Origin of the sequence: Kitasatospora sp. NPDC059577 (assembly GCF_042735475.1) — a bacterium.
GTDB lineage: Bacteria > Actinomycetota > Actinomycetes > Streptomycetales > Streptomycetaceae > Kitasatospora.
Genome location: NZ_JBHWBZ010000015.1, coordinates 11,671 through 31,188, shown reverse-complemented (window position 1 = coordinate 31,188; position 19,518 = coordinate 11,671). Strand labels below are relative to the sequence as shown.

Annotated in this window: 15 protein-coding genes; 10 read left to right on the top strand and 5 right to left on the bottom strand. The window is 74.8% G+C overall.

Features of this window, described 5'->3' with window-relative positions; translation table 11 throughout:
- The first annotated feature begins 34 nt into the window (after positions 1-34).
- On the top strand, positions 35-478 hold the full coding sequence (locus ACFV0O_RS14930; RefSeq protein ID WP_380341392.1) for a ubiquinol-cytochrome c reductase iron-sulfur subunit: 444 nt from the start codon (positions 35-37) through the stop codon (positions 476-478).
- Positions 479-515: 37 nt separating this feature from the next.
- Here ACFV0O_RS14930 and ACFV0O_RS14925 read toward each other — a convergent pair whose 3' ends face one another.
- Complete coding sequence (locus ACFV0O_RS14925; RefSeq protein WP_359911252.1) at positions 516-725, bottom strand: hypothetical protein; 210 nt, start codon at positions 723-725, stop codon at positions 516-518.
- Positions 722-2,152 (bottom strand): PspC domain-containing protein, encoded by a 1,431-nt coding sequence (locus ACFV0O_RS14920; RefSeq protein ID WP_380341246.1) that lies wholly within the window; start codon positions 2,150-2,152, stop codon positions 722-724. The genes ACFV0O_RS14925 and ACFV0O_RS14920 overlap by 4 nt, the downstream gene beginning before the upstream one ends.
- A gap of 134 nt (positions 2,153-2,286) precedes the next feature.
- Between ACFV0O_RS14920 and ACFV0O_RS14915 the strand changes: the two genes are divergently transcribed.
- From ACFV0O_RS14915 to pcrA, 3 genes are all read left to right on the top strand, one after another.
- Positions 2,287-3,747 (top strand): PspC domain-containing protein, encoded by a 1,461-nt coding sequence (locus ACFV0O_RS14915; RefSeq protein ID WP_380341243.1) that lies wholly within the window; start codon positions 2,287-2,289, stop codon positions 3,745-3,747.
- On the top strand, positions 3,740-4,492 hold the full coding sequence (locus tag ACFV0O_RS14910) for a response regulator transcription factor (RefSeq protein WP_360254737.1): 753 nt from the start codon (positions 3,740-3,742) through the stop codon (positions 4,490-4,492). Before ACFV0O_RS14915 ends, ACFV0O_RS14910 begins: the two co-directional genes overlap by 8 nt.
- 83 nt (positions 4,493-4,575) lie before the next feature.
- Entirely contained in the window at positions 4,576-7,221 is a 2,646-nt protein-coding gene (pcrA, locus tag ACFV0O_RS14905; RefSeq protein WP_380341240.1) for a DNA helicase PcrA, read from the top strand.
- Between the two features lie 50 nt (positions 7,222-7,271).
- Here the strand turns inward: pcrA and ACFV0O_RS14900 are convergent, their stop codons facing one another.
- Positions 7,272-8,102: a M23 family metallopeptidase gene (locus ACFV0O_RS14900; protein ID WP_380341237.1), complete on the bottom strand. Its 831-nt coding sequence runs from the start codon at positions 8,100-8,102 to the stop codon at positions 7,272-7,274.
- 324 nt (positions 8,103-8,426) lie between these two features.
- Between ACFV0O_RS14900 and ACFV0O_RS14895 the strand changes: the two genes are divergently transcribed.
- Positions 8,427-8,831 carry a cobalamin B12-binding domain-containing protein gene (locus tag ACFV0O_RS14895; protein ID WP_360254743.1) on the top strand — a complete coding sequence of 135 codons (405 nt, stop codon included), beginning with the start codon at positions 8,427-8,429 and terminating at the stop codon, positions 8,829-8,831.
- Positions 8,832-9,075: 244 nt separating this feature from the next.
- Here ACFV0O_RS14895 and ACFV0O_RS14890 read toward each other — a convergent pair whose 3' ends face one another.
- Together ACFV0O_RS14890 and ACFV0O_RS14885 are read right to left on the bottom strand one after the other, a co-directional pair.
- On the bottom strand, positions 9,076-10,665 hold the full coding sequence (locus tag ACFV0O_RS14890) for a DUF5691 domain-containing protein (RefSeq protein ID WP_380341235.1): 1,590 nt from the start codon (positions 10,663-10,665) through the stop codon (positions 9,076-9,078).
- Between the two features lie 11 nt (positions 10,666-10,676).
- Positions 10,677-11,990: an SWIM zinc finger family protein gene (locus ACFV0O_RS14885; RefSeq protein WP_380341232.1), complete on the bottom strand. Its 1,314-nt coding sequence runs from the start codon at positions 11,988-11,990 to the stop codon at positions 10,677-10,679.
- A gap of 74 nt (positions 11,991-12,064) precedes the next feature.
- Between ACFV0O_RS14885 and ACFV0O_RS14880 the strand changes: the two genes are divergently transcribed.
- From ACFV0O_RS14880 to sucD, 5 genes are all read left to right on the top strand, one after another.
- Positions 12,065-13,264: an AAA family ATPase gene (locus tag ACFV0O_RS14880; protein WP_380341230.1), complete on the top strand. Its 1,200-nt coding sequence runs from the start codon at positions 12,065-12,067 to the stop codon at positions 13,262-13,264.
- A gap of 67 nt (positions 13,265-13,331) precedes the next feature.
- Positions 13,332-15,770, top strand: a complete 2,439-nt coding sequence (locus ACFV0O_RS14875; protein ID WP_380341227.1) for a DUF5682 family protein — start codon at positions 13,332-13,334, stop codon at positions 15,768-15,770.
- Between the two features lie 77 nt (positions 15,771-15,847).
- Positions 15,848-17,017 (top strand): VWA domain-containing protein, encoded by a 1,170-nt coding sequence (locus ACFV0O_RS14870; RefSeq protein WP_380341224.1) that lies wholly within the window; start codon positions 15,848-15,850, stop codon positions 17,015-17,017.
- Between the two features lie 304 nt (positions 17,018-17,321).
- The gene (sucC, locus tag ACFV0O_RS14865) at positions 17,322-18,494 is read left to right on the top strand and encodes an ADP-forming succinate--CoA ligase subunit beta (protein WP_189916115.1); all 1,173 of its coding nucleotides are present in this window, start codon (positions 17,322-17,324) and stop codon (positions 18,492-18,494) included.
- A gap of 19 nt (positions 18,495-18,513) precedes the next feature.
- Complete coding sequence (gene sucD, locus ACFV0O_RS14860; protein ID WP_380341222.1) at positions 18,514-19,404, top strand: succinate--CoA ligase subunit alpha; 891 nt, start codon at positions 18,514-18,516, stop codon at positions 19,402-19,404.
- Positions 19,405-19,518: the final 114 nt, after the last annotated feature.

Here is a 19,518-nt window from a genome sequence, read left to right as displayed (position 1 = left end):
GCTGGGGGAGGACCAGGTCAAGCGCCGGGCGCTGGTGGACGGCGGCATCGCGGCCGTCGCGGTCGGCGGCGCCGGACTGCTCACCGGTTCGCTGACCCGCACCTTCGGCCGGGGCAGGCAGGCCGTGGCCAAGCAGTCGGCCGCCCCCGTCCCCGGCGCCGCGGCCCCCGCCCCCACCGTGCCCGCCGCGAGCGTGCCGGTCGGCGGCTCGGCCCAGGTCAAGGACCCCGCCACCGGGGACGCCGTCTACATCGTGCAGCCCACGGCGGGCCAGTACTGCGGCCTCTCCTCGGTGTGCACCCACTCCGGCTGCGCGGTGGACGCCCCGAAGAACGGTCGGCTCTACTGCCCCTGCCACGGCTCCCGGTTCGACGCCGGCACCGGCGCGGTGGTCAACGGGCCGGCGGTCAAGCCGCTGCCGAAGTACACCGTCACCAAGGACGGCGACCAGCTGACCCTGGGCCCGCAGCAGAGCTGAGGACCGGGACGGCCCGTGCCGGGAGCCCCGGCGCGGGTCACTCCTCGCGGTCCGGGCGGCCGCGCCGGGCCACCGCCGCGACCGCGCCCGCCAGGCCGCCGACGCCGAGCACGATGAAGGTGACCGGGATGACGATCCGTCCGTTCACCGACTGGTCGTTGAGCGCGGCGACCAGGTAGAGCACGGCGAGCACGGTGAACAGCGCGCCCGCGATCAGCGAGAACAGGTCGAGCCGGTGCTTCCTCACTGCTGGACCACCTTGATGTTGCCGAGCCCGATGCCGAGTTCGAGGTTGAGCGTGCCCTTGGAGGCCCGGCCGTCGACCGGGCCGATCAGATAGGTGTGCCGTCCGGTGCTGTCGCTGCGGTCACCCGGGGTGTCGATGTTGCCGAGGCCCACGCGGGCGACCACGTTCACGGTCACGTCGTCCGGCACGGTGACGGTCATGTCGCCGGCGCCGAGGTCGACCTTGGTGGCGAGGGTGGCGCCGGCCGGGTCGAGCCCCGCCAGGTCCAGCCGGACCTGCCCGGCGCCCAGGTTGTAGCGGTCGTGCAGGTCGGAGGCCGTGGTGACCGTCCAGTCGCGCTCGCCGACGGCGTTCTTCATCGAGTCCGGCGAGTGCCCGACGAAGGCCAGCGCCAGGGTGAGCAGCAGACCGGTCGCCGCCAGCTTGCGGGCCCGGCCGAACTTCGCGCCGACCAGCAGGGTCAGGCCGACCACCAGCAGCGCGGTGGCCAGCGCGGTCGAGCCCAGCACGGTCGGGTCGTGGTGGCTCGTGGACGCGGACCAGACCGCGGCGGCCGCGCCGATCGCCAGCAGGAAGCCGAAGAAGCCGAGCGCCGAGCGCTCCCGGGGGCGCCGCACCACGGCGGGCTCGGAACGGCGCTTCGGGTCCTCCTTGCGCAGCGGGTCGCCCTCGGGCAGGTCGGCGCGCTGCCACCACGGCTGGGCCGGGCCGCCGGCCGGCGGCACCGGGGTGCCGAACGGCGGGGTGGGGGTCGCGGACGCGTTTCCGCCGTACGGGTTGCGCTCGGGGTGGCGCGGGTCCCACAGGTAGCCGCTCGCGCCCGGCGCCGGACCGTCGGCGGGGACCGTCCCGGCGGCCCGGTCGGCGGCGTGCCCGGAGCCGGCCGCCCCGTCCGGCTCCGGCCGCGGCCAGACGTAGCCCTCGGACCCGGGCGCGGGGAAGTGACGGTCGTACGGGCCGCCGCGCCGGCGCCCGGGTCCCCGGCCGCGCCGGCGCTCCGGGTCGTAGCGCACCGCCAGGAAGACCAGGCCGGCGAGCAGCAGCAGCGGGAACATCTGGTCGCCGTCGCCCATCGAGGAGAAGAACACCCCGGTGCCGATCACGGTCAGCAGCACCGCGCCGACCGACTGGCCGTCCACCCGGCCGGTGAGCACCCGCTGGAGCTCCGTGCGCCCGCCGCGCCCCTTCGACTCCTCGTCGGTCGGGACGATCAGCCAGGCCAGGCCGTACAGGAACAGCCCGAGGCCGCCGGAGAGGCAGAGCACCACGACGACCACCCGGAAGACCACCGGGTCGATGTCCAGGTGCCGGCCGAGGCCGCCGCAGACGCCGGCCACCACGCGGTGGTGCTCGGCCCGGGTCAGTGGCGGTCGCGGTTCCGGCGGGGCGGCGGGCCCGGCCTCCTCGATGCGGTGGTCCTCGGTCATGGGCACCATCCTTCCGGCAGGTGCCGGTCCGGCCCAACCGGGAGTACCCCTGCCCGTACCCTGACTTGTCCCTGAGACGGGCTAGGGACACACCCTGATGCGCCCGCGGCGGCGCGCGTGGAACCATCGGTGGCGTGGCAGCCCCCGGTACCGATCCCCGAACCACCGCCCCCGACGCCGCGCCGTCGGCCGGCGCGGACCCCAACCCGACCGACGGCGGGAAGCCGCCGTACCGCCGGCTCTACCGCAGCCCGCAGGGCCGGATGCTCGGCGGCGTCGCGCACGGCCTGGCGGTGCACCTCGGGCTGCCGGTGCGCTGGGTGCGGCTCGCCTTCGTCCTGCTGTTCTTCGCGCAGGGGATCGGCGCCCTGCTGTACGCCGCGTTCTGGTTCGTGGTGCCGATCGGCATCGGCGAGCCCTCGGCGCGCGGCGGCGCCCAGTGGATGTACCTCAACGGCGTGTTCGTGCCGGCCACCCCCGGGCTGCAGGGCGGCCTGCTGAGCAAGGGCCCCACCGGCGGCTGGCTCGGCCGGCTGCGCCAGCTGCTCCAGCACACGCTGCAGGGCGAGCCGGTGGCGCCGCCCGCCGAGGGCGGGGCCGCGGCGCCGGCCACCAAGAACGGGCAGGGCGGCCTCGGCCAGCTCGCCGCCCTGGTCATGGTCGTGATCGGCCTGATCGCCCTGCTCAACGTGCTCGGCTGGCAGACCGCCAAGCCGTACACCTGGCCGCTGCTGGCGATCGGCGTCGGCGTCGCGCTGGTCTGGCGGCAGGCCGACGACTCGCGCTGGCAGCGCTGGTTCGGCATCGAGGAGGGCGAGAAGCGGCGCGGCGCCTACACCCGGGTCGGCGCCGGCGTGCTGCTCGCGGTGGCCGGCACCATCGCGCTGCTCGCCATGCAGGGCAGCGGCTCCACGCTCGGCTCGGTCGTCGAGGCCTCGCTCGCGGTGCTCGCCGGGGTGCTGGTGCTGCTCGGCCCGTACGGCCTGCGGCTGTGGCAGGACCTCGGCGCCGAGCGGACCGCCCGCATCCGCGCGCAGGAGCGGGCCGAGATCGCCGCCCACATCCACGACTCGGTGCTGCACACCCTGACCCTGATCCAGCGCCGGGCCGAGGACCCCAAGGAGGTCCTGCGGCTGGCCCGCTCGCAGGAGCGCGAACTGCGGCTGTGGCTGTACCGCCCGGAGGCCGCCGCCGAGGCCGCGCCGGACACCATGGCGGAGACCCTGCGCGCCGCCGTCGCCGAGGTCGAGGACCGGCACGGCGTCCAGGTCGAGCTCGTCATCGTCGGCGACTGCCCGATGGACGAGAGGATCGCGGCACAGATGCAGGCCGCGAGGGAGGCGACCGTCAACGCGGCCAAGTACGGTGGCGGGGGACCGGTCCAGGTCTACGCCGAGGTGGAGGGGAGGACGGTGTCGGTGTTCGTCCGCGACCACGGCCCCGGCTTCGACCCGGACACGGTGCCCGAGGACCGGATGGGCGTACGGGAGTCGATCATCGGCCGGATGAAGCGCAACGGCGGCACCGCTCGGGTGCGGCCGGCAGCGGGCGGCGGTACCGAGGTCGAGCTGGAGATGGAGAGAACGAATGACTGAGGCAGCGCCGATGGGGGCCTCCCCGGCCGAGGGCGGGGGGCGTACTGCGCGGGTCGTGCTGGTGGACGACCACCGGATGTTCCGGACGGGCGTCCGGGCCGAGATCGGCCGCACCGACGTGACCGGGATCGACGTGGTCGGCGAGGCCGACGACGTGGACTCCGCGGTCCGCGTGGTCGCCGAGACCAGGCCCGACGTGGTCCTGCTCGACGTCCACCTGCCCGGCGGCGGCGGCGTCGAGGTGCTGCGCCGCTCGGTCGGCGTGATGGGGGACGGCGGGGCGGCACGGAGCGCCTCGGACGAGGGCGGTGGCGGGCGACGGACGGGCGGCGTGAAGTTCCTGGCGCTGTCCGTGTCGGACGCCGCCGAGGACGTCATCGGCGTCATCCGCGGCGGCGCGCGCGGCTACGTCACCAAGACCATCACCGGCACCGACCTGGTGAACGCGATCTTCCGGATCGCCGACGGCGACGCGGTGTTCTCGCCCCGGCTGGCCGGCTTCGTCCTGGACGCCTTCGCGGCCACCGACACCCCGCCGGTCGACGAGGACCTGGACCGCCTCACCCAGCGCGAGCGCGAGGTCCTGCGCCTGATCGCCCGCGGTTACGCCTACAAGGAGATCGCCAAGCAGCTCTTCATCTCGGTGAAGACCGTCGAGAGCCACGTCTCCGCCGTGCTGCGCAAGCTCCAGCTCAGCAACCGCCACGAGCTGACCCGCTGGGCCACCGCCCGCCGCCTGGTCTGAGCCGCGTCCGCGGTCGAGCCCGCCCGGCCGGATTTCTCCGGTCGGGCGGGCTTGTCGGTGGGTGGCCATAGACTCGGAGTGCCATGAATAGCCTCTTTGAAGACCTCCCGCTCCCCGGCTTCGAGGCACCCGCCGCCGGGTCGAAGCAGCCCGCCGCGCCCATCGACGAGGAGCCCCCGCCGTACGAGGACGACGTGCCGTACGACGCGTACGAGGAGGCGATCCCGGACGGACTGTTCCGGACCACGGCCTTCGATCAGCCCGGGGGCGTCGCCGAGGCGGAGCGGGACGCCTGGTACCGCAACGGCGCCGCCCGTCCGGTGATCGACCCGGCGCAGCTGCTGGAGGGGATGAACGACCCGCAGCGCGAGGCCGTGCTGCACGCGGGCTCGCCGCTGCTGATCGTGGCCGGTGCCGGCTCGGGCAAGACCCGGGTGCTGACCCACCGGATCGCCCACCTGCTGGGCGCCCGCGGGGTGCAGCCGGGAGAGATCCTGGCGATCACCTTCACCAACAAGGCCGCCGGCGAGATGCGCGAGCGCGTCGAGGCGCTGGTCGGCCCGCGGGCCCGGGCGATGTGGGTGTCCACCTTCCACAGCGCCTGCGTGCGGATCCTGCGCCGCGAGTCCAAGCAGCTGGGCTTCACCTCCAGCTTCTCGATCTACGACTCCGCCGACTCGCAGCGGCTGATGTCGCTGGTCTGCCGCGACCTCGACCTGGACCCGAAGCAGTTCCCGCCGAAGTCCTTCACGGCGAAGGTCAGCAACCTCAAGAACGAGCTGATCGACGAGGAGACCTTCGCCGACCAGGCCGCCAACCCGATGGAGAAGAAGCTCGCCGAGGCGTACGCGCTGTACCAGCGGCGGCTGCGCGAGGCCAACGCGCTGGACTTCGACGACATCATCATGACGACGGTGAACCTGCTGCAGGCCTTCCCCGACGTCGCCGAGCACTACCGGCGCCGGTTCCGGCACATCCTGGTCGACGAGTACCAGGACACCAACCACGCCCAGTACATGCTGGTCCGGGAGCTGAGCGGGGGCTCCGTCGCGGCCGCGCCCAAGCGCACCGCCGACGGGGACTTCGTGAACCCGGCGGCCGCGCACCTCGCCGAGGTGCCGCCGGCCGAGCTGTGCGTCGTCGGTGACGCGGACCAGTCGATCTACGCCTTCCGCGGCGCGACCATCCGCAACATCCTCCAGTTCGAGGAGGACTACCCGAACGCGACCACGATCCTGCTGGAGCAGAACTACCGCTCCACGCAGACCATCCTGAGCGCCGCCAACGCCGTCATCGAGCGCAACGGCAACCGCCGCGAGAAGAAGCTGTGGACGGCCGGCGACCACGGCGAGAAGGTCGTCGGCTACGTGGCGGACGACGAGCACGGCGAGGCGCAGTTCATCGCCGACGAGATCGACCGGCTCACCGACAAGGGCGAGGCCAAGCCCGGCGACGTCGCGATCTTCTACCGGACCAACGCCCAGTCCCGCGTCTTCGAGGAGGTGTTCATCCGGGTCGGCCTGCCGTACAAGGTGGTCGGCGGGGTGCGCTTCTACGAGCGCAAGGAGGTCCGGGACGTCCTGGCGTACCTGCGGGTGCTCTCCAACCCGGAGGACACCGTGCCGCTGCGCCGGATCCTCAACGTGCCCAAGCGCGGCATCGGCGAGCGGGCCGAGGCGATGATCGACGCGCTGGCCGCGCGGGAGCGGATCTCCTTCGCCCAGGCGCTGGTCCGGGTCGACGAGGCGTACGGGATGGCCGCGCGCTCGGCCAACGCCGTCAAGAAGTTCAACGTGCTGATGGCCGGGCTGCGCCAGGTGGTCGAGTCGGGCGCGGGCCCGGCGGCGGTCCTGGAGGCGGTCCTGGAGGAGACCGGCTACCTGGCCGAGCTCCAGTCCTCCACCGACCCGCAGGACGAGACCCGGGTGGAGAACCTGCAGGAACTCGCCTCCGTCGCCCTCGAGTACGAGCAGGACCCGGGCGAGCGGCCGGACGCCGGGGAGGACGGCACCCCGCCGGTCGGCTCGCTGGCCGACTTCCTGGAGCGGGTCGCGCTGGTCGCCGACTCCGACCAGATCCCGGACGAGGACGAGGAGGGGCGGGGCGTCATCACGATGATGACCCTGCACACCGCCAAGGGACTGGAGTTCCCGGTCGTCTTCCTGACCGGCATGGAGGACGGGATCTTCCCGCACATGCGGGCGCTCAACCAGGTCAAGGAGCTGGAGGAGGAGCGCCGGCTCGCGTACGTCGGGCTCACCCGGGCGCGCGAGCGGCTGTACCTGACCCGCTCGGTGCTGCGCAGTGCGTGGGGGCAGCCGGCGTACAACCCGGCCTCGCGGTTCCTGGAGGAGATCCCGGAGACGCTGGTGGAGTGGAAGCGCACCGGGGCCGTGCAGGCGCCGGCGCAGCGCGGCTTCTCCTCGGGCTCGTCCTGGGGCAAGTCCTCCTCCGGGGGCGGCGGTTCGCGTTCCTCGTCGAGGTCCTCGTCCTCGGCCTCCGCCTCGCCGAAGGCGGGCTGGGGGCAGTCCGCGCGGCGCGGCGGCCAGGCCGTGGAGCGCGACGCCATCTCGCTGGCGGTCGGAGACCGGGTCACCCACGACAGCTTCGGGCTGGGCACGGTGGTGGCCGTGACGGGCGTGGGCGACCGGGCGCAGGCCACCGTCGACTTCGGCACGGACGGGCGCAAGCAACTGCTGCTGCGCTACGCGCCGGTGGAGAAGCTGTAGTCCCCGGGCCGGTCCGCGAACCGCCGTGGTCGGGGTTGCGCGGACCGGTCCTACCGGGGGTCCAGGCCGTTGGCCAGGAACCACGGCAGCGGGTCGACCGGTCCGCTGCCGGCCGGCCGGACCTCGAAGTGCAGGTGCGGCCCGGTGCTGTTGCCGCTGCTGCCGACGAAGGCGATGACGTCGCCCTGCTTCACCGGCCCCTTGCGGATCTTGTACGCGCGCAGGTGGCAGTACCAGACCTCGGTGCCGTCGGACATCTTGAGCATCGACATGTAGCCGTAGAACGGGTTCCACTGGGTGCGGATCGTGCCGTCGGCGACGGCCATCACCTGGGTGCCGCCGTCCACCGGGAAGTCGATGCCGGTGTGGCGGTTGGCCCAGTGGGCGCCCGCCTCGCCGAACAGCTCGCCGAGGCCGTGCTGCGCGACCGGCATGACCACCGTGGGCCTGACCGGTTCGGGCGCCGGCGCGGGGGTGGGTTGGGCGGTCGGGGCGTCGGTGGGCTGGCCGGTCTGGGCGTCGGCGGGCTGCGCACCGGCCAGTGGCCGACGGGCGTCGCCGCGCGAGGCCTGGGCCCGATCGCCGGCCGCGGTCACCTGCGCGGCCGCCGCGCCGCCGGGCGCGCTGTCCGGGGCGCCGTCCGCGGCGGTCTGCTGCGGCAGCCGTCCGGTGGCCTGGACGCCCTGCTGGTCGGCCTCCCCGTGGACCGTGATCGCCGCCGCGGCCGCGACCCCGAGCGCCGCCACCGACGGCAGCGCGACCCGCAGCAGCGCCGTTCGGGTGGCCGCCTTGGCGGCGCCGCGGCGCTGGGCGCGGGACTGCTCGCGGGCGGCGAGGCGCAGCTCCGCACGGGTCGGACGGGCGGCTGCTTCGGGAGCCATCGGGGGCTGCCTCCTCGGTGGGCCTCGGGCACGTCATCGGACGAGGTCGAACTGCCGTGACTGTAGCGGGAGGAGGGGCGCGCCGGAAAAACCTCCCGGTGTCAAGGGGTCGCCCGGGGGGTCTGTGGGGAGGTTGCCGAAAGGACGGGTATACCCGCTGGTAGCAAGGCCTGGAGCTGTGACTTTGCCCTCCTCTTGGGAGGGGGCTCGGTCAAGCGGGCCGGGTGGCGCTAACCTCCCCTCAGGTTGGTTATTGACCGTTAACCGCGCCCGTGGCCCACAAGGCCCGGTGGGGTGGTGGACGACGAGGTCCAGGAGGCAGTGATGAGTGTGTCGGGGCCGATCCGTGTGGTGGTCGCCAAACCGGGGCTCGACGGTCACGACCGTGGCGCCAAGGTCATTGCGCGTGCCCTGCGCGACGCCGGTATGGAGGTCATCTACACCGGGCTGCACCAGACGCCCGAGCAGGTCGTCGACACCGCGATCCAGGAGGACGCGGACGGCATCGGGCTGTCGATCCTCTCCGGCGCCCACATGACGCTGTGCGCGCGGGTGCTGGAGTTGCTGAAGGAGCGCGACGCGGCGGACATCAAGGTCTTCTGCGGGGGGATCATCCCCGACGAGGACGTCGCCGAGCTGAAGGCGATGGGCGTCGCGGACATCTTCACCCCGGGCACACCCACCCGGGACGTGGTCGCCTGGGTCGAGGCCAACCTGCGGGCGAGCTGACCCGTCGGCGGGACGGCCTCGGGCCGGACGGAGCGGGCCGGGCCTTCGGGCGCGGCCCGCTGCGGCGTTTCCGGGGCCGTGCCGCCGTGGCACTTCCGGGTGCGGCCCCTTGCGGCGTTTCCGGGCGCGGCCCGCTGTGGCGTTCCGGGGCCGTGCCACTGCGGCGCTCCGGGCGTCCGGCACATCCACGACCGGTCGACGGGCGTGCCCGACCCGCCGCCCGCCGCCCGCCGCTCGCCCGGCGTCAGCCCGCCAGCTCCGCGAGCATCGCGGCCCGGAAGCGCAGGGTGCCGGCCAGCCGGGCGAAGGTCTCGGACCAGGCGGAGTCCGGGGCCGCCGACGCGGCCAGCTCCTCCACCGCGTCGGCCGCCCCGGGTGCGAGCGCGCGCTCCGTCATCCCGAGCACCCCGCTGTGGCTCCACGGGTACGCGCCGGAGGCCGCGGCCCGGGCCAGGGCGCCCACCACGGCGGTGGACAGCGGCGGCGTCCACGGGGTGGCGCAGGCGCCGAGCAGCTGGAAGGCCTCGCCCAGCCCGTGCACCCCGATGAACGCGGCCGTCCAGGCGGCTCGCTCCTCCGGCGGCAGGACGGCCAGCAGCTTGGCCGGGGCACCGGTGGCGCGCGGGGCGCGGGCCCGGCCGGCGCCGCGCCCGGGCGGCACCGGGGCCGGGCCGAGCAGCGCCCGGGCCCAGTCGGCGTCGTGCTGGCGGACGGCGGCGCGCGCCCAGGCCTCCCGCAGGTCGTCGGCCCAGCTGCTGCTGGTCTCGTCGATGCTGTCGCCGACCCGCAGGGCGAGCAGCTGTTCGGGTGTCAGGCCGGTGCTGTCCGGCCAGACCGCGAGCGGGGCCGCGGCCACCACCTCGCCGAACCACCAGGCCCGTTCGCCGCGCCCGGTGGGGGACTTGGGCGTGATGCCGTCGCGCTGCATCCGCGCGTCGCACTCGGCGGGCGGGGTGACCAGCAGGTGCGTGCGGGCTTCGGCGAGGCGGACGGCGGCCCGCGCCCGCTCGGCCATCCGGCCCGCGAGGGCGGAGCCGGGCAGGGTGGAGAGCAGTTCGGCGGCGGTGGCGCGGACGTTCTTGCTGCGGTCGCCGAGGGCGGCTTCCAGGAACGGCTCGTCGGCGGGGGAGAGGCCGTCCTGGAGGGCGTCCAGGAAGAGCAGGCGGTCCTCGGCGCGCTCGGTGGACCAGGTGCTCCGCAGCAGCTCCAGGCCGGCGGCCGGGTCCCGGCGGCGCAGCAGCGTGAGGTGGGTGACGCGCTCGGCGAACAGGCCCTCGTGCCAGAGCTGGTGGTCGGCGGGGTCGGCCGGCCGGTGCGTCGGGTCCTCGGTGGTGGTGCGCAGCACGAACCGCCAGTCGGGGTTCCGCTCCGCCAGCCAGCGGCCCGGCGGACCGGCCAGCGCGACGGCGTCGGAGCGCAGTTCGCCGCGTGCGCGGGCGGCGTCGAGCAGGCCGGGTATCAGCGCGGCGGGCGGTCGCAGACCGCGGGCCCGGGCGGTGGCGAGCCACTGCGGCAGCAGCTCGGTCAGGTTGGCCAGGGTGCCGCCGGTACGGCCGGCCAGCAGGGCGGCCAGCCGGCGGGCGGCCGGCTCGGGCAGCTCCGGGCGGGGGTCCTCGGGTGCGGGCGGCCCGGGCGGTCGGGTCGCCGGTACGGGCAGCGCGCCCGCGCGGCGGCGGACGGTGGCGAGGGCGGCCAGCTCCAGCAGGGCGGTGGCCGGGTCGGCCGGGTCGACGGCGTCGGCGAACGGCAGGGCGGTGGCCGGGAGCGGGCGGCGGTCGGTGCCGAGCAGGGCGCTGGTCTGCAGGATCTCCCACGGGTCCTGGATGGTCGTCATTCTCGCTGCTCCTAGGGGTGGGTGAGGCCGACCGGGCGGTGCCCGGCGGGCCAGGCCGTGACCGGGACGAAGCCCTGGTGGCCGTACTCGCCGAAGACCGTCAGCGGACGACCGGTGGAGACCGCGGCCAGCCGCCACAGGGCCGGCTCCGGGACGGCCGCGGCGCGGACGGGCAGCGTGTGGTGGCCGTCCGTCAGGTACCAGCCGTCGGGCGTGCGGACCGGGACGACGCCGGTGAGGACGGTCGGCCAGCTCTCCAGCCACGGGTCGTCGGCGACGGCGGTGCCGTACCCGGCCACCGCCTCGGCCACGGAGAGCCCGGCGGGCGGCTCGGCCGGGCCCGCCCCGGGGGCGCCGTGACGGGTGCCGAGGGCGGCGCGCAGCGGGCGGGCGGCGGGGTGGTAGGCGAGTTCGGCCTCCAGGAGGTGGCCGGTGGGCAGGGCGAGGTCGGGGGCCTGGCCGGGGCGGCCGAAGGCCAGCAGGAGGGCGGGGCGGCCGGTCTTGGCGCCGCGCAGCCAGACCCGGCGGGTGGTCAGCCGGTCGTCGGAGCCCCCCTCCATCGGCATCGTGCGGCTGCCGAGCACCAGCCAGCGGTCGCGGACGGTGGGGCCGGCCAGCACCTCGGCGGCGTCCAGGGTGTACCCGACCCGGGCGCGGACCGTCGCGGCCAGGTCCGCGGGCAGCTCGTCGACCCGGGTGGCGGCCGTGGCGAGGAGGTGGAGCATCGCGTACTCCTCCAGCAGCCGCTCCGGCGGCAGGGCGTCGAGTTCGCGGACCCGGGTGGCCAGGCCGGGGGCCTGCGCGTCGACCATCCGGGCGGCGACCTCCTCCCAGGGGCCGGCGCCGGACGGGTCGGCCAGTCCGTGCCGGATGCGGTCCGCCAGGCGCAGCCGCAGCTCGGCCGCGCCGGCCGTGACCCGGGCGCCGCGCCTCTCGGCCCGGCGGCGGGCGGCCTCCGGGTCGGCCGGGGCCGTGGGGCGCTTCCCGACGTGCTCCCGGCGGTCCCGGAGCCATGCGCGGACCCAGTCGGCGGGCTCGGCGGCGGGGACGGCCTCCGGGGAGCCGCTCCACAGCAGGAGGAGTCCGAGCGCGTGACTGCACGGGAGTTTCCGGCTCGGGCAGCTGCACCGGTAGGCGGGCGTGGCGAGTTCGACCGCGGTGCGGTACGGGGTGCGGCCACTGCCCCCGCACTCGCCCCAGACCGCGACGCCGTCGGTGCCCGTGCCGGACCACGCCGCGGGCGAGGAGAGCCTGCCCGCCGTCTTCCGCGACGTGGCGTCAGGGGCCAGGGACAGGACGTGTTGGGTGCTCCAGCGTTCCTCCATGCGTCCGACCGTAGGCGGCGGCACTGACATCCGCTGACTGTCCGTCCGGAGCCGTCCGGCCGGCCCGGCGGACGATGTCAGTGGTCCGGTGCAGGGTGGTTCCCACAGGTCGGGACGCCGGCCTGGCTCCCCCCGATCATCCAGCCGCCGGGGCACCCGTGCCTCCGGCGGCCGACCCGAAGGAGCCCCTCGTGACCGATGTTCTGCGACAGCACGCCGAGGACGCCTTCGCCGGCGAACTGGCCGCCCTGGCCGCGCAGGACGACCGTCCGCGCCCCGAGCGCTGGAAGCTGTCTCCCTGGGCCGTGGCGACGTACCTGCTCGGTGGCGAACTGCCCGACGGCACCGCGATCACCCCCAAGTACGTCGGCCCGCGCCGGATCGTCGAGGTCGCCGTGACGACCCTGGCGACGGACCGTGCGCTGCTGCTCCTCGGGGTGCCCGGCACCGCGAAGACCTGGGTGTCGGAGCACTTGGCCGCCGCGATCAGCGGCGACTCCACGATGCTGGTGCAGGGCACGGCCGGCACTCCCGAGGAGGCCGTCAGGTACGGCTGGAACTACGCCCGGCTGCTGACCCACGGCCCCAGCCGGGACGCCCTGGTGCCCTCCCCGCTGATGCGGGCGATGGCCGGGGGCCGGATCGCCCGGGTCGAGGAGCTGACCCGCATCCCGGTCGACGTCCAGGACAGTCTGATCACCATCCTGTCCGAGAAGACGCTCCCGGTACCGGAGTTGGGCACCGAGACGCAGGCGGTGCGCGGGTTCAACGTGATCGCTACCGCCAACGACCGCGACCGCGGGGTCAACGAGCTCTCCAGCGCGCTGCGCCGCCGCTTCAACACCGTCGTGCTGCCGCTGCCGGGCTCGCTGGAGGAGGAGGTCGACATCGTCACCCGCCGGGTCAACCAGCTCGGCCGCTCCCTGGACCTGCCCGAACTGCCCGGCGGCGCCGAGGAGATCAGACGCGTGGTCACCGTCTTCCGCGAGCTGCGGGCCGGGATCACGGTGGACGGCCGGACGAAGGTCAAGACCCCGAGCGGCACCCTCTCCACCGCCGAGGCGATCTCGGTGGTGACCAACGGCCTCGCCCTGGCCGCCCACTTCGGCGACGGCGTGCTGCGCGCCGGCGACCTGACCACCGGCATCCTCGGCGCCGTCGTCCGCGACCCGGTGGCGGACCGGGCGGTCTGGCGCGAGTACGTCGAAGGCGTGGTGCGCGAGCGCGACGGCTGGAAGGACTTCTACCGCGCCGCCCGCGAGGTGACCGCGTGAGCGGGCGCAGCGGGTCGGGCGGGCACAGCGGGCCTGGTGGGCGGGACGGGCGGCGCGGGGTGGGGGCATGACGTCCGAGGTCGCCCTGCTCGGCATCCGCCACCACGGCCCCGGCTCGGCCCGGGCGGTGGCCGCCGCGCTCGCCCGGTGGGAGCCGGACGCGGTGCTGATCGAGGGCCCGCCGGAGGCCGATGACATCGTCCACCTGGCCGCCGGGAAGGACCTGGTGCCGCCGGTCGCGCTGCTCGCCCACGCGGTGGACGACCCGGCGAAGGCCGCCTTCTGGCCGTACGCCGAGTTCTCCCCGGAGTGGGTGGCGATCCGGCACGCCCTGGACCACGGCCTGCCGGTCCGCTTCATCGACCTGCCCGCCGGGTACGGCTTCGCGCCCGCCCCCGGGACGGCCCTCGATTCCGACGACGCCGGCGAACCGCCCGCCGACCCGGTGGCGCTGCTCGCCGCGGCGGCCGGGCACGACGACCCGGAGCGCTGGTGGGAGGACGTGGTCGAGCACCGCGCGCCCGGCGCCGACGCGCTCGCCCCGTTCGCCGCCGTCGCCGCGGCCATGGGCGCACTGCGCGCCGAGGGGCTCGGCGAGTCCCGCCGGGACCTGCTGCGCGAGGCGTACATGCGCGGGCGGATCCGCGCCGCCCGCCGCGCCGGGCACCGGCGGATCGCGGTGGTCTGCGGCGCCTTCCACGTCCCCGCGCTGGAGACGATGCCGACCGTCGCGCACGACCGGGCGCTGCTCGCCGGGCTGCCCAAGAAGGTGCGCACGGACATCACCTGGGTGCCGTGGACGCACCGTCGGCTCTCCCGGTCCACCGGCTACGGCGCGGGCGTGCAGTCACCCGGCTGGTACCACCACCTGTTCAGCACCGACGGCGACCCGGTGCCGCGCTGGCTCGCCCGGGCCGCCGAACTCCTGCGCGCCGAGGACCACCCGGTCTCCTCCGCCCACGTCATCGAGGCGGTCCGGCTCGCCGAGACCCTGGCCGTCCTGCGCGGCCGCCCGCTCGCCGGGCTGACCGAGACCCTGGACGCCGCGCGCGCGGTGCTCTGCGAGGGGTCGGACGTCGCCCTGGAACTGGTCCGGGACCGCCTGGTGGTCGGTGACCGGCTCGGCGAGGTCCCGGCCGCCGCACCGGCGGTGCCGCTGCAGCGCGACCTCTCCCGGCTGCAGCGCTCGCTGCGGCTCAAGCCCGAGGCCGCGTCGAAGGACGTCGACCTCGACCTGCGCAAGGAGACCGACGCGGCCCGCTCCCGGCTGCTGCACCGGCTGCGGCTGCTGGGCGTGGACTGGGGGGTGCCGGTCCGCTCCCCGGTCAACTCGACCGGGACGTTCCGCGAGAGCTGGCGGCTGTGCTGGCAGCCGGAACTGGCGGTCCGGATCGCCGAGGCCGCGCAGTGGGGCACCACGGTCGAGGAGGCGGCCGGCGCCAAGGCGGTCGGCACCGCCCGTGCCGCCGTCGACCTCGCCGAACTGACCGGCCTGGTGGAGACCTGCCTGCTGGCCGGGCTGTCCGGTGCGCTGCCCGCCGTGATGCGGGTGCTCGCCGACCGCGCGGCCCTGGACACCGATGTCGCGCACCTCGCGGGCGCGCTGCCCGCCCTGGTCCGCGCGCTGCGCTACGGCGACGTGCGCGGCACCGACCACGGCGCGCTCGCCGGGGCGGCAGCCGGACTGGCCGAGCGGGTCTGCGTCGGGCTGCCGTCCGCCTGCGTCGGGCTGGACGCCGGGAGCGCGGCGGCTATGCGCGGCCTCCTCGACGAGGTGCACGGCGCGATCGGCCTGCTGACCTCGGTCGGGCCGCGGTTCGCCCCCGCCCCCGCCTCCGCCTCCGCCTCCGACGCCGCCTCCGACGCCGACGCCGCCTCCGCCGCCGACGCCGCCTCCGCCGCCGACGCCGCCCCCGCCGACAACGGCGCCGCCTCCGGAACGGACCACGGCGGCCCCGACGGCCTGGCCGGCCTGGCCGACCGCTGGGCCGCCGCGCTGCGCTCGCTGGCCGCCCGCGAGCCGTCCGGCGGCCCGGCCACCGGCGCCCCGGGGCTGCTCCGCGGCCGGGCCGTCCGGCTGCTGTCGGACGACGGCCGGCTCGACTCGGAGGACGTGGGCCGCCGGCTGCGGCTGGTCCTGTCGGCCGCCAACTCCGCGGCGGACGCGGCCGGGTGGGTCGAGGGCTTCCTCACCGGCGGCGGCGCCCTGCTGCTGCACGATCCGAGGCTGCTTGCCCTGCTGGACGAGTGGCTGACCGGGGTGAGCGCAGAGGTCTTCACCGACGTCCTGCCACTGCTGCGTCGCACCTTCGCCGCGCTGGAGGCGGGCGTGCGGACGACCATCGGCAGCCGGGTCGCGGCGGGCCCGCTCGACGGGGCCCCGACGGACCGGGCCCCGGCGGGTGAGCTGGACCGGTCCCGCGCCGACGCCGCCGTCCCGGTGGTGGCCGTGCTGCTCGGCGTCCGCCCGCGGATCCCCCGGCAGGCCGCCGGCCGCAACACCTGACGCCCGCCGCGCCCGCGGCGCCCCCGTCACCGCAGGACCCGCACGTCCCGCAGGCCCCGCTGAAGGAGGAGGACGAGATGGCAGCGCCCACGACCGACGAACGGCTGCGCCGCTGGCGGCTGGTGCTCGGCGGCGAGGCCGACGGCACCGGTCGCACGCTGCGCGGCCGGGACGCCGCGATGGACGGCACCCTCACCGCGCTCTACCGCGGCGCGCCCGAGGAGGGCGGCCGGGCGGGCCGCGGCGGCGGCCGCCGCAGTGCCGGGCTGGGCGGCTCGGCCCCGCAGGTGGCCCGCTGGCTGGGCGACATCCGCACGTATTTCCCGTCCACCGTCGTCCAGCTGATGCAGCAGGACGCGATCACCCGGCTCGGCCTGGACCGGCTGCTGCTGGAGCCGGAGATGCTGGAGGCCGTCGAACCGGACGTCCACCTGGTCGGCACCCTGCTCTCGCTCAGGCAGGCGCTGCCCGAGACCACCCGGGAGACCGCCCGGGCCGTGGTCGGCAAGGTGGTCGCCGACCTGGAGCGCCGGCTCGCCGACCGCACCCGGGCCGCCCTGGGCGGCGCCCTCGACCGGAGCGCCAGGGTCGACCGCCCCCGGCACCGCGACATCGACTGGGACCGGACGATCCGGGCGAACCTGAAGAACCACCTGCCCGAGCACGGCACCGTCGTCCCCGAGCGGCTGGTCGGCCACGCCCGGGCCCGGCGCGCCGTGAGGAAGGACGTCATCCTCTGCGTCGACCAGTCCGGTTCGATGGCGTCCTCGGTCGTGCACTCGGCGGTGTTCGGGGCGGTGCTCGCCTCGATGCGCACCCTGGACACCCGGCTGGTCGTCTTCGACACCTCGGTGGTCGACCTGACCGATCAGCTCAGCGACCCGGTGGACGTCCTGTTCGCCACCCGGCTCGGCGGCGGCACCGACATCAACCGCGCGCTCGCCTACTGCCAGTCGAAGATCACCCGCCCCTCCGAGACCGTCGTCGTCCTGGTCAGCGACCTGTACGAGGGCGGCGTCCGGGACGGCATGCTCAGGCGGGTCGCCGCGATGAAGGCGGCCGGCGTCGGGTTCGTCGCCCTGCTCGCGCTCTCCGACGAGGGCGCGCCCGCCTACGACCACGCGCACGCCGCGGCCCTGGCCGCGCTCGGCGTGCCGGCCTTCGCCTGCACCCCGGACGCCTTCCCCGGGATCATGGCGGCGGCCGTCGAGAAGCGCCCGATCCCGGTGCCTGACCAGGGGGTGTGACGGATTCACCCGGACGCGCGAATCCGTCCGATCGGTGGACGGGTCGGTCACCCGGACGCTCTAGGCTGTCTGTGACGGTTCTCACCCAAGACGGACAGGCCCCGGGCGGAACAGTCCCGTCCCACGGGGATAACCTGCCAGACGGACGTGACGCGCGTGTTGATTGACGTGTGCGCCCGTGGCTGTGTGGGCCGCAAGGCCGTACCTCTGCGTACCCGCACCGCCCCGACGACCCGCAGCGAAGATCCTGCCGTGGCACGCTCGTAGAGACACAATCCGCGACCACGAACAAGGACGAACACACGTGGACCTGTTCGAGTACCAGGCGAGGGACCTCTTCGCCAAGCACGGCGTACCCGTGCTTGACGGTGATGTCATCGAGACCCCCGAAGCCGCTCGCGCCATCGCCGAGCGCTTCGGCGGACGCGCCGTCGTCAAGGCTCAGGTGAAGGTCGGCGGCCGTGGCAAGGCCGGTGGCGTCAAGCTCGCCGCCGACCCGGCCGACGCCGTCGCCAAGGCCGAGGCGATCCTCGGTATGGACATCAAGGGCCACACCGTTCACAAGGTGATGCTGGCCCAGACCGCGGACATCAAGGACGAGTACTACGTCTCGTTCCTGCTGGACCGCACCAACCGCACCTTCCTGGCCATGGCCAGCGTCGAGGGCGGCGTGGAGATCGAGGTCGTCGCCGAGCAGAACCCCGAGGCGCTCGCCAAGATCCCGGTCGACGCCAACGAGGGCTGCACCCCGGAGAAGGCCGCCGAGATCGTCGCCGCGGCGAAGTTCCCGGCCGAGGTCGCCGACCAGGTCGCCGAGGTCCTGCAGAAGCTGTGGACCGTCTTCATCAAGGAGGACGCCCTCCTCGTCGAGGTCAACCCGCTGATCAAGTCCGGTGACGGCAAGATCATCGCGCTCGACGGCAAGGTCTCCCTGGACGAGAACGCCGAGTTCCGCCAGCCCGAGCACGAGGCCCTGGAGGACAAGGCCGCGGCCAACCCGCTGGAGGCCGCCGCCAAGGCCAAGGGCCTGAACTACGTCAAGCTCGACGGCCAGGTCGGCATCATCGGCAACGGCGCGGGCCTCGTCATGAGCACCCTCGACGTGGTCGCCTACGCCGGTGAGAACCACGGCGGCGTCAAGCCCGCCAACTTCCTCGACATCGGTGGCGGCGCGTCCGCCGAGGTGATGGCGAACGGCCTGGAGATCATCCTGGGCGACCCCGACGTCAAGTCGGTCTTCGTCAACGTCTTCGGCGGCATCACCGCGTGCGACGCGGTCGCCAACGGCATCGTCCAGGCCCTCGCGCTCCTGGAGAGCAAGGGCGAGAACGTCACCAAGCCGCTGGTCGTCCGCCTGGACGGCAACAACGCGGAGCTGGGTCGCAAGATCCTCGACGACGCCAACCACCCGCTGGTCCAGCGCGTGGACACCATGGACGGCGCCGCTGACCGCGCCGCCGAGCTGGCCAACAAGTAAGGAAGGGGACTTTCACACCATGGCTATCTTCCTTACCAAGGACAGCAAGGTCATCGTCCAGGGCATGACCGGCGCGGAGGGCATGAAGCACACCCGCCGCATGCTCGCCTCCGGCACCCAGATCGTCGGCGGTGTCAACCCGCGCAAGGCCGGCACCACGGTCGACGTCGACGGCACCGAGATCCCGGTCTTCGGCTCCGTCGCCGAGGCGATGGAGAAGACCGGCGCCGACGTCTCGGTCCTCTTCGTGCCGCCGGCCTTCACCAAGGCCGCCGTCGTCGAGGCCATCGACGCCGAGATCGGCCTGGCCGTCGTCATCACCGAGGGCGTTCCGGTGCACGACACCGCCGCCTTCTGGGCGCACGCCGGTGCCAAGGGCAACAAGACCCGCATCATCGGCCCGAACTGCCCCGGCCTGATCAGCCCCGGACAGTCGAACGCCGGCATCATCCCGGCCGACATCACCACCGCCGGCAAGATCGGCCTGGTCTCGAAGTCCGGCACCCTGACCTACCAGCTCATGTACGAGCTGCGGGACATCGGCTTCACCTCGGCCGTCGGCATCGGTGGCGACCCGGTCATCGGCACCACCCACATCGACGCTCTCAAGGCCTTCCAGGAGGACCCGGAGACCGAGATCATCGTCATGATCGGTGAGATCGGTGGCGACGCCGAGGAGCGTGCCGCGGACTTCATCAAGGCGAACGTGACCAAGCCGGTCGTCGGCTACGTCGCGGGCTTCACCGCCCCCGAGGGCAAGACCATGGGCCACGCCGGCGCCATCGTCTCCGGCTCCTCGGGCACCGCCCAGGCGAAGAAGGAGGCCCTGGAGGCCGCCGGTGTCAAGGTCGGCAAGACGCCGTCCGAGACCGCCCGCCTGGCCCGCGAGATCATCGCCGCCCAGGCCTGATCACCCCTGCGCGCAACGAGCGCCCCCGCCCGGGGCCGGGGGGGGGGCGCGGGGTGTTGTGGGCGCCCGCGGGCCCGGGGGGGCCGGGGGGGGGGGCCCCCACCGGCGGCGAGA

Coding starts and splice junctions, on each gene's coding strand:
- ACFV0O_RS14875 (WP_380341227.1), top strand. CDS start 13,332: ATGACGTCCGAGGTCGCCCTGCTCGGCATCCGCCACCACGGCCCCGGC.
- pcrA (WP_380341240.1), top strand. CDS start 4,576: ATGAATAGCCTCTTTGAAGACCTCCCGCTCCCCGGCTTCGAGGCACCC.
- ACFV0O_RS14885 (WP_380341232.1), bottom strand. CDS start 11,990: ATGGAGGAACGCTGGAGCACCCAACACGTCCTGTCCCTGGCCCCTGAC.
- ACFV0O_RS14910 (WP_360254737.1), top strand. CDS start 3,740: ATGACTGAGGCAGCGCCGATGGGGGCCTCCCCGGCCGAGGGCGGGGGG.
- sucD (WP_380341222.1), top strand. CDS start 18,514: ATGGCTATCTTCCTTACCAAGGACAGCAAGGTCATCGTCCAGGGCATG.
- ACFV0O_RS14895 (WP_360254743.1), top strand. CDS start 8,427: ATGAGTGTGTCGGGGCCGATCCGTGTGGTGGTCGCCAAACCGGGGCTC.
- ACFV0O_RS14900 (WP_380341237.1), bottom strand. CDS start 8,102: ATGGCTCCCGAAGCAGCCGCCCGTCCGACCCGTGCGGAGCTGCGCCTC.
- ACFV0O_RS14870 (WP_380341224.1), top strand. CDS start 15,848: ATGGCAGCGCCCACGACCGACGAACGGCTGCGCCGCTGGCGGCTGGTG.
- ACFV0O_RS14890 (WP_380341235.1), bottom strand. CDS start 10,665: ATGACGACCATCCAGGACCCGTGGGAGATCCTGCAGACCAGCGCCCTG.
- ACFV0O_RS14920 (WP_380341246.1), bottom strand. CDS start 2,152: ATGACCGAGGACCACCGCATCGAGGAGGCCGGGCCCGCCGCCCCGCCG.
- ACFV0O_RS14880 (WP_380341230.1), top strand. CDS start 12,065: ATGTCAGTGGTCCGGTGCAGGGTGGTTCCCACAGGTCGGGACGCCGGC.